This is a genomic window from Nonomuraea sp. NPDC050394, assembly GCF_044459065.1.
In the GTDB taxonomy this organism is placed as follows: Bacteria; Actinomycetota; Actinomycetes; order Streptosporangiales; family Streptosporangiaceae; genus Nonomuraea.
Genome location: NZ_JBITIO010000001.1, coordinates 1,699,853 through 1,714,257, shown reverse-complemented (window position 1 = coordinate 1,714,257; position 14,405 = coordinate 1,699,853). Strand labels below are relative to the sequence as shown.

The following is a 14,405-nucleotide window of genomic DNA, read 5'->3' as shown; positions in this document are numbered from 1 at the left end:
GTCGCCTTGGTAGGCCACTACCCCACCAACAAGCTGATAGGCCGCGAGCCCATCCCCAACCGAAAAAACTTTCCACCACCACCCGATGCCGGGAGTGGTCATATCCGGTATTAGACCCAGTTTCCCGGGCTTATCCCAGAGTCAGGGGCAGGTTGCTCACGTGTTACTCACCCGTTCGCCGCTCGAGTACCCCGAAGGGCCTTTCCGCTCGACTTGCATGTGTTAAGCACGCCGCCAGCGTTCGTCCTGAGCCAGGATCAAACTCTCCATAAGATGTTTGACACTAGCAAAAACTCATCATATTCCAGACGAGGTGTTGCATGAAATACTTCATGCACTGGCTTTTAACACACTGTTGAGTTCTCAAGAAACGGACGCGTTTTTCAGCGGCTCATTTCGTTGTGTCTTAATTCTTTCAGCCGGTCCGCTTGGTGTCAAATTGACACTCGCGGGCTGACCTGCGGGAATTTCGACCACCCCGTCTCCGGGGCAACCCCTCTAACTTACTCCGACTTCCGGAGCTTGTCGAATCGGGGGTGTCCGTCCGGGTTCGGCGATCTTGGCCGTTCCCGTGGGACTGGTGAACTCTATGTACGTCTCCCGGAACCGTCAAATCAACGAGATGTGTCGGTGTGGTGGGGATCGTGGGGGTAGTACCCCATACGTGAGCGACCGGTCGACACCCCGCGCGATCATCGTGCTGCTTGGCACCGCCTGCGCACTGATCGTGCTTTTCGGGCTGCGGGAAGTGGCCTCGATCGTCGGCCCGATGGTGCTCGCCCTGGTCCTTGTCATCGCCGTGTCTCCGGTGCGGGGATGGCTGGCCGGAAGGCGGGCGCCCGTCTGGGTCCAGGTGGCGGTGCCGTTCCTCATCGTGGTGCTTGTGGTGCTGGCCATGGTCGCCGTGCTGACCGTCTCGGTCACGCAACTCGCCGGGTTGTTGCCGTCCTACACCGACCAGTTCCAGGGGCTGCTCAACCAGGCGCAGCGCCTCGCCGCCGAGTACGGGTTCGGGAACGAGCAGCTCAGCAAGGCACTGCGGTCGTTCGATCCGGGCAGCCTGCTCGGCGCGGCTCAGGTATTGCTGTCCAGCCTGGTCGGGGTGCTGTCGAGTCTGTTCCTCATCGTGGTGCTTCTGCTGGCGATGTCGCTTGACGCGCCGATCACGACGAAGATCCTGGATTCGGTACGCGGCGAGCGCCCGGGGATCATCACCGCCCTCGACACCTTCGCCGGCAAGACACGGCGCTACCTCATCGTCTCCACCGTCTTCGGGATCATCTGCGCCACCTGCGATGTCATCGCCCTGTATCTGCTGGGTGTCCCGCTGCCGCTGCTGTGGGGCGTGCTCGCGCTCATCACCACCTACATCCCCAACATCGGCTTCGTCCTCGGGCTCATCCCGCCGAGCATGCTCGCCCTCCTGGACGGCGGGCCCAAGCAGATGATCCTGGTCATCGCCGCCTACTGCGTGATCAACGTCGTCTTCCAGGGGCTGGTGCTGCCCAAGTACCTGGGCGACGCGGTGGGACTGTCCACCACGATGACGTTGCTGTCGCTGATCGTGTGGACGTTCGTGCTCGGCCCGCTCGGCGCGTTGCTGGCGATCCCGCTCAGCCTGCTGACGAAGGCACTCCTGATCGACAGCGACCCGAGCGCGAAATGGGCGGGCGCCCTCATCTCCGGCAAGGCATAACACGAACGACGGAGGTGTTCTCCCTGACGCCATGTACATAGAACGCGCGCCACACGCCGAGCTGGCCGGCCGGATCTCCTGGCTGTGGGAACAGGTCGCGGAGTCGGACGGCTCACAACTCGTGGTGCCCGACGCCGCAGTCGACCTGATCTGGGGTCCAGGCGGCCTGCACGTGGCCGGTCCCGACACCGGCCCGATGCCGACGCCGATGCGCGCGGGAGACGTCTACGTGGGTGTCCGCTTTCATCCCGGGGCCACCGGCCGGCTGTTCGGCGTCCCCCTGGAGGAGCTGCGCGACCAGCGTGTCCCCGTTGCCGCGCTCGGCGGGGTCATGGACGATCTGGCGGCGCGGCTCGGTTCGAGCGTGCGTACCGGAGAGTCGCCGGAAGTAAGGGCGGCGGTGCGGCGGGAGATGGTCAGGGCCGTGACGGCGCGCTGGGGCGAGACGCCCGCGCCAGACGCGGCGGCGCCGGCGATCGCCACCGCTCTGCGGGCGGGACGGTCGGTCCGCGAGGTCGCCTGGGAGCTGGGGTACAGCGAGCGCCAGCTGCACCGCAGAAGCCTGGCCAGTTTCGGCTACTCCCCCAAGATCCTGCAGCGCATCGTCCGTTTCCAGCGCGCGCTCCGGATGGCCCGCGCGGGCCGGCCGCTGGCCGAGGTGGCGTTCGCGAGCGGCTACGCCGACCAGGCGCATCTGGCCAACGACGTCAAGCGGCTGAGCGGCGTCACGATGGGGACGTTGCTCGGCTGAGGCGTCAGATCCGGCCGTAGGCGCGCAGCGTCTTGAGCCGCTCGACCGTGATGTGACCACCCCACTCCGTCTGTACGGCAGGCGTCCACGCCGGCCAGTTGAACCCCCACCCGCCATCCTTCTGCTGCCCGATCAGCGCGTCCAGGTGGCGCTCGATCACGTCGGGGGCGAACAGCGGCAACCGCATCGGCTCGGGCGCGAAGTCCAGCGGGAAGTGCGCGTCACCCGGCGCGTCGGGGTCGAGCGCGACGGTGGCCAGGATGACCTCCTTGAGCCGCCCGAACTCCGCCTCGGCGCGCTCCCGGTCGGGCGCCAGTTCGAGGAAGAGCACCACGGCGCGCGCCTCGTACGGGGTGGTCTGGTCCTTGATGGCGGCGATGGCCGACCAGCAGAAGTCGGTGGCCCGCACCAGCCACGGGTGCCGCACACCGTGCTTGTGCAGGAGCCCGGCGATGGACGCGGTGGGCACGAGGTTCCCGGGCGGGTCGTCGTCGGTCTGCCACCAGGGAGCCCTGGGCGTGTCGCGCACGCTGGGCAGCACGAACGGCAGGCCGCCGTCCGGGGTGCACACGCCGCCGAGGTACGCGCAGGCGGCGTTGACCATGGAGTCGTCGAAGGCGTCGAGCTCGTCGAGGATGTGGAAGGCGACCTCGACGGGCTCCGGCTGGCTGCCGGGTCCGCGCAGGTCGGGTTCGAGGGCGTTGCCGAAGCCGCCGTCGTGGTTCTGGTAGGCGCGCAGGACGTCCAGGACCCGCCGCCGGTCACCGTCGCCGAACAGCGCCTCGAACCGGTAGCGGTCGAGGAGCCGGGCGTTGAGCTGTATGTATGTCGCGGCGCTGCGCACGATGTCCATGCCGCTCACGTTATCGGGGCCGCCGCGGTGGATTCTTGAAGGAATCGGACAGTGATGCGCCCCAAGGCACGGCGAATGATCGCCCTCCGTGCGGCGACGCCGGGACCGGCGATTACTACAGCGAGACCGGCATCAGGATGAAGGGCCCGTCGTGGCCTGACCGGGCTCAAGGACCTGGCCGGCGCGCTGGAGACGGGCCGGGCCCTGCGCGGCTGGCGTCCGGTGGTCAGGAAGGGCGCGGTCGAGTGGGAGTCGTCAGGTCGTGGCCAGCGCCTCCGTGGGCGACATGCGCGCCGCGCGCACGGCGGGGTAGAACCCGGCCAGCCCGCCGATGACCAGCGTGGCCACGACCCCGCCGGCCATCGCCCAGACGGGCACGATCGACGGCCAGCCCTGCAGGGTCGCGTACAGCGAGGTCACGCCGATGCCGAGCACCACGCCGCCGACGCCGCCGATGGCCGACAGAAGCAGCGACTCGGCGAGGAACTGCAGCCTGATCTTCCCCCGGGTGGCGCCGAGCGAGCGGCGCAGCCCGATCTCGGCCCGGCGTTCGAGCACCGAGATGACCATGGTGTTGGCCACGCCGACGCCCCCGACGAGGAGGGCGACGCCACCGAGCCCGAGCAGCAGCGCGTTCAGGGTGGCGTCGGTGGCCTGCTTGGCGGCCAGGACGTCCGAGGGCCTGGAGACCTCGACCTCGTCGGGGTGGGCGGGGTTGGCGGTGGCGGCGAGCACGTCGCGTACGGCGGTGACCGACTGTTCGTGCGAACGGGCGTAGACGGTCGTGGGGTAGCCGTCGAAGCCGAGACGTTCCTCGGCGACCGGCCAGCCGACGAGGGCGGCGGTGTCCACCTCGGGGGCGAGCGGCGCCGGGCCGAGCACGCCGACCACGGTGAACCACTGCCCGCCGAGCCATACGCGCTGGTCGGGCCCGGCTTCGACGACGCCGAGCCGGTCGGCGGCCTTGGCGCCGAGCACGGTGGCCGGGTAGCGCTGGGTGGCCTCGTTCAGCCACGAGCCGCTGACCACCTGGGCGCCGACGTCGCCGATGAGGTCGAGCCTGGCCGCGGTGACCGAGACGCTGCCGGTCTGTCCCTCGGGGATGCGCTCGTTGCGGTAGACGTGGGCGGTCGTGGTGCCGGTGGCGGTGACGGAGGTGACCGGCGGGATCTGCCCGATCATGCCTTCGGCCTCGGTGGGCAGGTGGGAGCTGTCGCCGAACATGGTCTGGCCGGGCGAGACCTTGAGCAGGTTGGTCCCGAGCGCGGCCAGTTGCCGGTTGAGGTCCTCCTGGCTGGAGGCGGAGATGCCGACGACGCCGAGCATGGCGGCGATGCCGATGGCGATGCCGAGCGCCGACAGGAAGACGCGCAGCGGCCGGGCGCGCAGCCCGGCGCCGCCGACCCGCACGACGTCGCGGGCGTGCATCCTGGCCGGGACGAGGGCGGTCATGCGATCACCTTGCCGTCGAGCATCTCGACCTGACGGGGCAGGGAGGCGGCGATGTCGCGGTCGTGGGTGATGATCACGACGGTGGTCCCGGCGTCGTTGAGCTCGCGCAGCAGGTCCATGACGCCGGCGCCGGAGCGGGAGTCGAGGTTGCCGGTGGGCTCGTCGGCCAGCAGCAGCGACGGGCCGCCGACGACCGCGCGGGCGATCGCCACCCGCTGCTTCTCCCCGCCGGACAGCTGGTGGGGACGGTGGCCGAGCCGGTGTCCGAGTCCGACCCGCTCCAGCGCGTCCCCGGCGCGCCGCCGCCGCTCGCGCAGGGCGGGGCCGGAGTAGAGCAGCCCGTCGGCGACGTTGTCGAGCGCGGGCACCCCGGCGGCCAGGTGGAACTGCTGGAAGACGAAGCCGATCGTCTGGGCGCGCAGCGCGGACAGCGCCCGGTCGTTGAGCTGCGAGACGTCGTGCCCGGCGATGCGCACGGTGCCGCCGGAGGGCCGGTCGAGGGTGCCGATCATGTTGAGCATGGTCGACTTGCCGGAGCCGGACGGGCCGACGATGCCGAGCAGTTCGCCGGCGCCGATGCTCAGGGTGACGCCGCGCAGCGCCTGGACCTCGCCGTAGTCCTTGCTGACCTCGTGCAGCTCGGCGATCACTTGGGCACCGCCACGGTGGTTCCCTCGTCCACGCCGGTGACCTCGACCTTGCCGTCGGCGAACAGGCCGGCTTCCACCGCCGCGTAACGGGTCGAGGCGCCCTCGACGACCTGCACGCCGTAGCCGCCCTCGGCGAGGGCGAACAGCGCCCCCACCGGTACGGCCAGCACGTCCTCGCGCTGACCGGACACGACGGTGACCTTCACCGGCCCGGTGTCGAACCCCTTGACCCCGCTCACCGCGACCGTGACCTCGACGGTCGTGGTGGTCTCCTGGCCTTCGCCGGTCGTGGTGGCGGTCTTGCCGATGGTGGAGATCTTGCCCCGCACCTCGGTGCCGTCGGGCAGTTCGACGGTGGCCTTCATGCCCTTCTTGAGCAGGTGGCGGTCGGCCACGTCGAGGTCGACCAGCACCTCGCGGGTGGTGCCCGTGGAGGTCAGGACGGGGCCGCCGGCCGCGGCGCCGGGCGCGGTCTTGAGCTTGTCGACGCGCAGCGGGCCGTCGGCCACGACGACGTCCTCGGGCTTGACCGTGCCGGTGACGGGGACGCCGATGTCGTCCTGCCAGTCCTCGACGGCCTCGCGGGTGGCCCAGGTGTACTCGCCGTCCACGTCGAAGCCGTCGTAGCCGAGTTTGGCGAGGTTGCGCTCCAGCAGTTCGACGTCCATGCCCCCGACGCCGTCCTGGAGGGTGCGGTAGAGCGGCATCGAGCCGTACAGGAGCGGGACCCGGTCGGCGTCCACGCTGTAGACGGCCTTGCCGCGGGTGATGGTGTCGCCCTCCTTGGGCAGCCACGTGATGGTGCCCTGGCCGCGAGCGCCGATGTCGGCGGTGGAGCCGTAGCCGAGCGAGCCGTCGACCGTCTTGGTCTCGGTCAGCGTCGTGCGGGTGACCTTGGCGGTGGCGGGGGCGGTGCGGGCGGCGATAGCCGTACCGGATCCGTCGCCGCCGAAACCGATCGCGGCGGCGGCCACGGCGGCGGCCAGCAGCGCCGCGCCGCCCGTCCAGGCGGCGGCGCGCAGGGCCCTCACTTGCGGACCCCGAGCTGCGGGAACTTGGCGCGGCAGGCCTCGACCGCCTTCTTGAACGTGGGGTCGTCGGCGTTGAGCGCGGGGCGCTTGCCGCCGAAGCCGCCGTTGGGGTCGGGGTCGGGCATGTCGACGCCGTTCTCGCGCATGCAGGCGGCGTATCCGCGCAGCCGTTCCAGGTCCTCGGGGCTGAGGTCGGCGCGGTCGCGGAAGGGCCGGTACTGCTTGCACGCCTCGGAGGCCTTCTTGAAGGCCTCCTTGTTGACGTCGTTGATGTCGATCTTCAGGCCGCCCATCTTGGCGTTCGGGTCGGGGTCGGGCATGTCGACGCCGTTGTCCCGCATGCACTGGGCGAACTTCCTGGCCTGTTCCTGCGGGTCGGCGGTCGTGGTGGCCGTGGCGCTCGCGGACGCGCTGGGCTTCGCGGAGGCGACCGAGGCGACTCCGGCCGAGGTCGGTTGCGAGCCGCAGCCCGCTATCACGGCCAGAGCGCCGATGGCGATGAGGATTCGCGTCATGGCCCGACTGTGTCCGGCCCGGATCAGAGCGGGCTGGGAGCCGCCTCGGAGGCAGGTAGGAATACGCGGAACCTGGCGCCCTCGCCGGGGCCGGTGTCGAGCGTCACCCTGCCGCCGTGCGCGTGCACGATGGCCGCGACGATCGCCAGCCCCAGTCCCGCGCCGCCGTCCGCGCGCGAGCGTCCCTGCCCGACCCGGTAGAGCCGGTCGAAGAGGTACGGCACGTGCCGCTCGTCGATCCCCTGCCCGGTGTCGGCCACCTCCAGCACGGCCATGCCGCCGGCGCGGCCGACGCGGACCGTCACCGAGGCGTCTGCCGGGGTGTGGGCCAGCGCGTTGCCGACGAGGTTGGCGGCCACCTGCCGCAGCCGGGCCTCGTCTCCGGCCAGCGAGACCGGGGCGAGCGTGTCGCCGAGCCCGGTCAGCCTGACCTGCCGGTCGGGCACCCTGGCGCGGGCGTCCCTGATGGTGTCGGCGGCGACCTCCAGCAGGTCGACCCGGCCGCGTTCGAGCGCGCGTTCCTCGTCGAGCTGGGCCAGCGTGAGCAGGTCGTTGACGAGCACGCCCATCCTGGTGGCCTCGTCCTCGATGCGGCGCATGGTCTCGTCGGCGTCGCCGCCGCCGCGCCGGTGCAGCTCGGCGAAGCCGCGTACCGAGGTGAGGGGGGTGCGCAGTTCGTGGGAGGCGTCGGCGAGGAAGCGGCGCATGCGGGCCTCGGAGGCGGTTCTGGCGGCCATCTCGTGGGTGACGCGGTCGAGCATGACGTTCATGGCCAGGCCGAGGCGGCCCGGCTCGGTGTGCGGGTCGGGGTCGGGGACGCGGCGGGCGAAGTCGCCGCCGGAGATGTGGGCCGCGGTGTTCTCCATGCGGGTCAGGGGGCGCAGGCCGAGGCGTACCAGGACATCCGCGGCCATGCCGAGCAGGACCAGGACGGCGGCGCTGACGGCGACGGCGATGGCGATGAGCGAGGTGCGGGTCTGCTCCACGTCGGCCAGGGAGGTGCCGATGACGACCGTGTCGCCCATGGGGACGGCGGTGGCCACCACCCGCCAGCCGGGGCCCTCGGTGCCGGGGACGGTGTAGGGGCCGTCGTAGCTCAGCCGGTCGATCTCCGGGCCGGGCTCCTTGGTGGGTGGCAGGGTGGCCTTGAGCGTGCCCGAGTTGGTGTAGATCATGATGCGGGAGACCTGGGCGACCCGCTTGGTGAGCAGGCGTTCCAGGCTCACGGACGCGGAGCCGCCCGGGGGCAGGGCCGGTATGGGCTGCTGTATGCGCGCCCCGATGCCGGTGGAGGCCGCCATGAGCTGCTCGTCCACGCGGCGCACGAGCATGCTCTGGAGCAGCGCGACGCCGACGACGTTGGCGAGCACGAGGGCGAGCGTGGTCAGCGCCAGGATCGAGACGACCAGCCGGGTGCGCAGCGTCCAGCGCTTCATCGCGGGCTCCTGAGCGTGTAGCCGACGCCGCGGACGGTCTGGATCAGGCCGGGGATCTTCTTGCGCAGGTAGTAGACGTAGGACTCGACGATGCTGGAGTCGCCGTCGAAGTCGTAGCGCCAGACGCTGTCGAGGATCTGGGCCTTGCTGACGACCCGTCCGGCGTTGGCCAGCAGGTACTCCAGCAGGTTGAACTCGGTGGGCGACAGCTCGACGCGGGCGCCGGCGCGGCGTACCTCGTGGGCGGCGGCGTCCAGCTCCAGGTCGGCGTAGCTCAGCAGTTCGGCGGGCGGGCCGCCGCCGCGGCTGCGCCGCAGGATGGCGCGGATGCGCAGCACGACCTCCTCCAGGCTGAACGGCTTGGCCACGTAGTCGTCGGCGCCCAGCGTGAGTCCCTGCACCCGGTCCTCGACGGTGTCGCGGGCGGTGAGGAACAGCACCGGGATGCGCTCGCCGAGGCGCCGCGCCACCTCGAAGCCGTCGAAGTCACCCAGCATGACGTCGAGCACGACGATGTCCGGCTCGAAGTCGCGGGCGGCGCTGATCGCCTCGGCGCCGCTCTCGGCGGTCCTGACCTCGAAGGAGACCAGCCGGAGTGTCTGCGAGAGCAAGGCGCGGATGTTCGGCTCGTCGTCCACCACGAGCACCTTGGCCGGTCTGTCCATGCGCTCAGGATTACCTGGACAACCTCAAAGCAGCATCAAAGCATCACTTCATGGTGAAGACCGGGCCCCGTGCGCGGAAGGGCAGGTGGCCGCCCTGCGGGATGAGAAACGCGTGCTCGCGCCGGATCCGCAGCACGTCGCACTGGCCGTCGGTGATGAGCAGGATCGGCCCGTCCGGCGGGAAGTCGGGCGCCCGTTCCAGGAGGTTCACGCCGGGTTGCAGGATCGTGCCGCCCCGGCCGCGTACGCGTACCCGCTGGGCGATGTCCTCCACGGGCAGGTAGCCCGCGTCGTAGGCGGCGGCGTCGCAGTAGACCACGCGGGCGCGGGGCACGTCCCTGGCGATGGCGTAGGAGGCGATCGCGCCCAGGGCCTTGCCGAGCATCTTCACGTCCATCGAGCCGGAGGTGTCCAGGACGACGCCGAACGTCGCCTGCCGGACCAGTTCCTCGGGGCGTACCCAGCCGGGGCGGGGGATGTCGGGTGTCGCGGACTGGCGGCGGGAGGCGCGCGCGTACGAGCGGCGCTTGTCCACCGCCGGCACGTGCTCGTCGAACCAGCGTGCCAGCCGTGCGTCCCACGGCAGCGGCGGCTGGTCGAGCGCGCGGATCTCCTGCTCCAGGCCGGCGGGGACGAGGCCGCGCCCGCTGGTCTGGTGGTAGACCAGGCCCTGGGTCAGCGCGTTGCGGTAGTACTCGTCGAGATCGACGTAGCCCTTGGCACCGCGCGGCGGCCGGTCGAGCACGTCGCCGAGCCCGCGCCCGCGCAACGTCGCCAGCTTGCGCAGGCGCCGCAGGTCGGTGACGATCTGGTCGTAGACCGCCTCGGCCGACTGGCCCGCGAGCGACGGGTCGTGCAGGAGCCCTTCCGGCATCTCCCCCACGCCCATCTCGACGAGCCAGCCGTTGATCACGTAGTCGCAGGCGATGTTCCAGACGTACGGCTCCCGCCCGCCCGTGCGCTCCCCGTGCCGCAGCGCGGCGTGGAGCATCTCGTGGGCCAGCACGAACCGCCACTCCTCGATGGCGAGGCCGGCCAGCGGGTTCACGTAGATCTCCGCGGCCTCGGCACTGACCGCGGCGACCGAGATGTCCCAGCCGCGGGCCAGGTCGGCGTCGGCGACGACGGTCATCCCCGCGGCCAGCGCGCCGAGCAGCGGGTAGGAGGAGACGAACCAGCGCAGCGCGACGTCCCACGGGCCGTCGGGGCGCTGTTCCCCGGTCGTGCGCGGGGTCCCGGCCTTCTCCAGGGCCGAGGTGGCGGTCCTGGCCACGCCGATGGCGAAGGAACGTTCGTGGTCGAGGTGCTTGGCGAGGTCCTCGTCGCCGATGAGGAAGTCGGCCTGGCCGAGCGGCTCGTACTCCGGGGGCAGCCCGATCCTGCGCCAGCGCTCGGAGAGCGTGACCTCGGGCTCGGCCGGCAGTTCGGCGGGCAGCGGCGTGGGGCAGCGGCCCAGCTTCAGCGTGCGCAGGAAACGTTCGACGTGCACGCAGCAGGCGGCCTGGTAGGCGACGTCGGGCAGGTTGGACCGCTGCCAGGAGGCCACGACCTCGGCGCCGATGTCGCCGGGCGCGCAGTTGCGCGGGTCGGCGTGGCCGAAGCCCAGGTGGAGCAGGAGGTGGGCGAAGATCCACGCCCATTCCTCCGGCTCCGCCTTACGGTGCGGGTGGTGGCGGACGTCGCCGTCGCAGGAGACGGTCGCCCAGGTCTCCTTGGACAGATCGCCGTCGTCGGCCGGGTTCAGGCCGGCGCGGTAGACCTCGAACAGCGGGTGCCCGGTGACCATGGCCCATCCCTGGTGCACCTTCAGCCGCCAGGGGTCGAGCTTCTGCTTCTTCCTCATGCGCGTGCCGCGGAGAGCCGGGGCAGATCGCGGCCGACCTCGACGAGGAACCACGTCGGCAGGGCGGGCGCGCCGTCGGCCTCGTTGGCGATGACCAGTTGCGCGCACTCCAGCGAGATCTCGGCCAGCTCGACCAGCAGCGTCTTGGCCCGGAAGGCCAGGTCGCGGCCCCGGCTGGAGGCGCCGCGCTTGTCGGCGGGCAGTTCCTTGATCAGGCGGGCGCGGAAGGTCTCCGACAGGAAGTAGAGCAGGTCGCGCTCTTCCGGCCGGCGCGGCCAGGGCGCCTCGCCCTTGAGGACGGCGTCGAGGTCGTAGGCGTGGCGGACGGTCTTGACGTACGCGCGGAAGGCCGAGGCGTGGGTGGCGGTGAGGGTGCCGAAGGCGAGCATGGCGAGGATCGCGTCCTCGATGTCGTCGCCGTAGGAGGTGATGACGTCGGAGAGCATGTGCCAGGCGCGCGGCGAGGAGAAGGCCTCCTCGGTCTTCGGCGGCGCGCTCCACAGGTGGTCGGGGCGCTGGACGAGGTAGTCGACGATCCAGGGGTGGATGCCGCTTTCCGCCGCCCACTTGAGCCAGTCGTCGGCGCTGGCGCGCAGGTGTACGTGGACCAGCCGGTTGATCAGGGCCGAGGCCATGGGCCTGGCCAGGGCGTTGTCGGTGGCGCGGTTGCCGGCGCCGATCACGACCGAGCCGGCGGGCAGCTCGTAGGTGCCGATCCTGCGGTCGAGGATCAGCGAGTAGAAGGCCTTCTGCACCTCGGGCGAGGAGGCGTTGAGCTCGTCGAGGAACAGGCAGTAGGGCTCGTCCCTGGCGATCGACTCCGGCGGGGCGAAGCGGCTGCGGCCGCCGACGAGTTCGGGGACGCCGATGAGGTCCTCGGGGGCGAGCTGGGTGCCGAGCAACGTCACGCACTCAAGGCCCAGGGAGGCGGCGAACTCGCGGACGAGCGAGCTCTTGCCGATTCCCGGGGCGCCCCAGAGGAAGACGGGGCGCACCACGGCGACATGCAGCAGCAGCTCGGGGAGCTGCGCCGGGGTGACCGTGACGTTTGCCTGCATGCCCACAAGAGTGGCGAACCGGGCAGGGGCCGCGCACCCCGTTTAATGCGTTGCGAGCGTTCGCGCCGCCCTCGTAAGGTCGTCGGCATGTGTTGCACCTGCTTCTACAGCATCCGCATCCGCAGCGGCCGGGCTCTGGCTCGCTAGCGGACTGCCCGGCTTCTCAGCGCGTCCGTAAAAGCGCGCCCAGGGCCCTTCGAGATCCCATTCATCTCGAGGACCCGAAAGGGCTGCAGCTGTGGCGCAGAACTTCGCACACGGTAACTTTTCCCACACTCAGAAGAAGGCCAGGAACTCCGGCGGCGGCGGCCGTACGCCCAGAGACAGGGCGCGGCGCGAGCTCTCGCAGAACTTCCTGGTCGATCAGCATGCCATCGACCTGATCGTGAAGGCCGCGCGACCGCACGGCCTCATTCTCGAACCCGGCGCCGGTGAGGGCGCCCTGACCGGCGCCCTGGCCGGGCAGGAGGGCGTGGAGGTCGTCGGCTACGAGATCGACCCACTGCTGGCCGCCAAGCTCAGGGCCAGGACCGGGCTGACGATCGTCAAGGGCGACTTCACCAAGGCCAGGCCGCCGAAGGAGCCGTTCGCGGTGGTCGGCAACATCCCGTACTCGATCACGTCGAAGATCGTCGACTGGTGCCTGCGGGCACGCACGATGACCTCGGCGACCCTGCTCACCCAGCTGGAGTACGCCCGCAAGCGCTCGGGCGACTACGGCAGGTGGAGCCTGGTCACCGTGGAGAGCTGGCCGTGGTTCCACTGGGAACTGCTCGGCCGGGTCGGCAGGGAGAGCTTCCGGCCGGTGCCCGCGGTCGACTCCGGCATCCTGCGCATCGAGCGGCGGCCCGAGCCGCTGGTGGAGGCGGGCGCGGCCTGGCGGGAGCTGGTCGAGCTCGGGTTCACCGGGGTGGGCGGTTCGCTGCGCGCCTCGCTGAAGACCCGCTATCAGGGCGTCGACGCCGCCCTGCGGCAGGCGGGAGTCGAGCGCGACACGGTGGTCGGCTACGTCCACCCCGACCAGTGGATCACCGTCTACCGGGAGCTACACCGCTGACTTCATCCGCCCCTCGGCGGATGCGGACACGGGGGTGGCGAGCTCTGGGACCGTCGGATTACGGCGGTTCCAGGGCATCGCCATGACCAGGATCGGCAGCAGCACGATGGAGGCGAGCGCCCACTGCGAATGCAGCGCCCACCAGGTGTTCTCGTCGAACTGCGTCATGTAGAGGTAGCCGTAGGCGGCCCAGGCCGAGCAGCCGATGATCGCCGGCCAGGCGAAGCGGGTGGGCCTGGCGACCAGGAAGGGCATGAACCACATGAGGTACTGCGCGCCGAGCCGGGGCGTGACCACCATGAAGGCGATCAGCATCGCGATGGTCATGTCGATCGGGTCGGCCCGCCGCCACAGCAGCACGCAGGCGACCATGGTGGCGTAGATCAGGTAGGTGCCGGGGACGACGAGGTCGGGACGCAGCTCCCAGTTGCCGCCGCTGAACTGCGCGGCCCAGCCCCAGTCGCCGACGATCGGCCGGATGTCCCCCATGACGGACATCGCTTCGCGGATCTGGCCGAGCGAGGTGTTCACCACGAGCGGCAGCGAGAGCAGGAAGAGCACCGGCACCAGGCCGGTGAAGAACAGTGAGACGATCCTGGCCCGCAGATTGGGCAGGAGCAGCACCATGCCCGGGATCAGCCAGATCGGCCAGCTCTTCGAGCACAGCGCCAGGCCCATGAGCGCTCCGGCGAACATGCCGCGCCGCAGGTCGTGGCGGTCGTCTCCGGTCGGCATGAGCGAGCGGTGCAGCAGACCGCCGGGGCGGATCACCCTGGCCAGCGCACTGCGCCAGCCGTAGGCGGCGACGCCGCGGCGCAGGCGCACCCTCACCTCGGTGGTGACGCCCGTCCGGTGCGGCGAGCCCGGCCCCCGGGCCACCACGAACGCGGCCACGCCGAAGGCCAGCGCGACCGGCTCGACCTGCCCGTGGATGGCCGCGACCAGCAGGGCCAGCGGGTTGAGCGCGTACTGCAGCGCGCGCAGGTTGGCCTTGGGGCCGCCGGACAGCTTGGCCACCAGCGGGATCAGCGCGATGTCGGCCACGATCGTGACCAGGCGCCCGGCGAACTCCCACGGGATGCCCAGCCAGAGCAGGAAGCCGTAGACGTACGGGATCGTCGGCAGGAAGTGCCAGCCGCCCTCGCTGGCCAGGACCGGGTCCTGGCCGTTCAGGATGGCCACGCCCGCGGGCTTGAAGCTCTCCATGAAGTCGACCGGCTGCCAGGCGTCGTCGGCCGCGGTGAACAGCAGAAGCGTTCGTACGGCCACGCCCACGAGGATCGCGACGACGAGGGATGGTCTCCAGTCACGCCATTGGGCGAGAAGGGCGAGCACGACACCGGCGACGAGGACTATCCCCGTGAGGACTGCGTATTCCATGGCGGCCTCTAGCCTGCC

At 70.7% G+C, this 14,405-nt stretch carries 13 protein-coding genes and 1 rRNA gene; 3 read left to right on the top strand and 11 right to left on the bottom strand.

Annotation, left to right across the window (positions count from 1 at the left end; translation table 11 throughout):
* Window positions 1-273 (bottom strand): 16S ribosomal RNA (locus ACIBKY_RS08295); the annotation flags it as partial.
* Window positions 274-664: 391 nt separating this feature from the next.
* Between ACIBKY_RS08295 and ACIBKY_RS08290 the strand changes: the two genes are divergently transcribed.
* Entirely contained in the window at window positions 665-1,696 is a 1,032-nt protein-coding gene (locus ACIBKY_RS08290) for an AI-2E family transporter (protein WP_397095414.1), read from the top strand.
* Between the two features lie 31 nt (window positions 1,697-1,727).
* Window positions 1,728-2,447, top strand: a complete 720-nt coding sequence (locus ACIBKY_RS08285) for a helix-turn-helix domain-containing protein (protein WP_397095413.1) — start codon at window positions 1,728-1,730, stop codon at window positions 2,445-2,447.
* 4 nt (window positions 2,448-2,451) lie between these two features.
* Here ACIBKY_RS08285 and ACIBKY_RS08280 read toward each other — a convergent pair whose 3' ends face one another.
* The 9 genes from ACIBKY_RS08280 to ACIBKY_RS08240 all read right to left on the bottom strand — a co-directional run bounded on the left by ACIBKY_RS08280 (window position 2,452) and on the right by ACIBKY_RS08240 (window position 11,950).
* A complete protein-coding gene (locus tag ACIBKY_RS08280; RefSeq protein WP_397095411.1) occupies window positions 2,452-3,300 on the bottom strand; it encodes a hypothetical protein in 849 nt (282 codons plus the stop codon).
* Window positions 3,301-3,555: 255 nt separating this feature from the next.
* Window positions 3,556-4,752 carry an ABC transporter permease gene (locus ACIBKY_RS08275; protein WP_397095409.1) on the bottom strand — a complete coding sequence of 399 codons (1,197 nt, stop codon included), beginning with the start codon at window positions 4,750-4,752 and terminating at the stop codon, window positions 3,556-3,558.
* The gene (locus ACIBKY_RS08270) at window positions 4,749-5,402 is read right to left on the bottom strand and encodes an ABC transporter ATP-binding protein (RefSeq protein ID WP_397095407.1); all 654 of its coding nucleotides are present in this window, start codon (window positions 5,400-5,402) and stop codon (window positions 4,749-4,751) included. Before ACIBKY_RS08270 ends, ACIBKY_RS08275 begins: the two co-directional genes overlap by 4 nt.
* Window positions 5,399-6,433: a peptidoglycan-binding protein gene (locus tag ACIBKY_RS08265; protein WP_397095405.1), complete on the bottom strand. Its 1,035-nt coding sequence runs from the start codon at window positions 6,431-6,433 to the stop codon at window positions 5,399-5,401. The genes ACIBKY_RS08270 and ACIBKY_RS08265 overlap by 4 nt, the downstream gene beginning before the upstream one ends.
* Entirely contained in the window at window positions 6,430-6,948 is a 519-nt protein-coding gene (locus ACIBKY_RS08260) for a hypothetical protein (RefSeq protein ID WP_397095403.1), read from the bottom strand. The genes ACIBKY_RS08265 and ACIBKY_RS08260 overlap by 4 nt, the downstream gene beginning before the upstream one ends.
* A 23-nt stretch (window positions 6,949-6,971) precedes the next feature.
* A complete protein-coding gene (locus ACIBKY_RS08255) occupies window positions 6,972-8,384 on the bottom strand; it encodes a sensor histidine kinase (RefSeq protein WP_397095401.1) in 1,413 nt (470 codons plus the stop codon).
* Window positions 8,381-9,049 carry a response regulator transcription factor gene (locus ACIBKY_RS08250; RefSeq protein WP_397095399.1) on the bottom strand — a complete coding sequence of 223 codons (669 nt, stop codon included), beginning with the start codon at window positions 9,047-9,049 and terminating at the stop codon, window positions 8,381-8,383. Before ACIBKY_RS08250 ends, ACIBKY_RS08255 begins: the two co-directional genes overlap by 4 nt.
* A 43-nt stretch (window positions 9,050-9,092) precedes the next feature.
* A complete protein-coding gene (locus tag ACIBKY_RS08245; protein WP_397095397.1) occupies window positions 9,093-10,892 on the bottom strand; it encodes a hypothetical protein in 1,800 nt (599 codons plus the stop codon).
* Window positions 10,889-11,950 carry an AAA family ATPase gene (locus ACIBKY_RS08240; RefSeq protein ID WP_397095395.1) on the bottom strand — a complete coding sequence of 354 codons (1,062 nt, stop codon included), beginning with the start codon at window positions 11,948-11,950 and terminating at the stop codon, window positions 10,889-10,891. The genes ACIBKY_RS08245 and ACIBKY_RS08240 overlap by 4 nt, the downstream gene beginning before the upstream one ends.
* Before the next feature lie 238 nt (window positions 11,951-12,188).
* On the opposite strand from ACIBKY_RS08240, the gene erm reads away from it, so the two are divergent.
* Window positions 12,189-13,007: an ErmE/ErmH/ErmO/ErmR family 23S rRNA (adenine(2058)-N(6))-methyltransferase gene (gene erm / locus ACIBKY_RS08235; protein ID WP_397095394.1), complete on the top strand. Its 819-nt coding sequence runs from the start codon at window positions 12,189-12,191 to the stop codon at window positions 13,005-13,007.
* Here the strand turns inward: erm and ACIBKY_RS08230 are convergent.
* A complete protein-coding gene (locus ACIBKY_RS08230; protein WP_397095392.1) occupies window positions 12,996-14,387 on the bottom strand; it encodes a hypothetical protein in 1,392 nt (463 codons plus the stop codon). The two genes, erm and ACIBKY_RS08230, sit on opposite strands and share 12 nt — an antisense overlap.
* Window positions 14,388-14,405 lie beyond the last annotated feature (18 nt).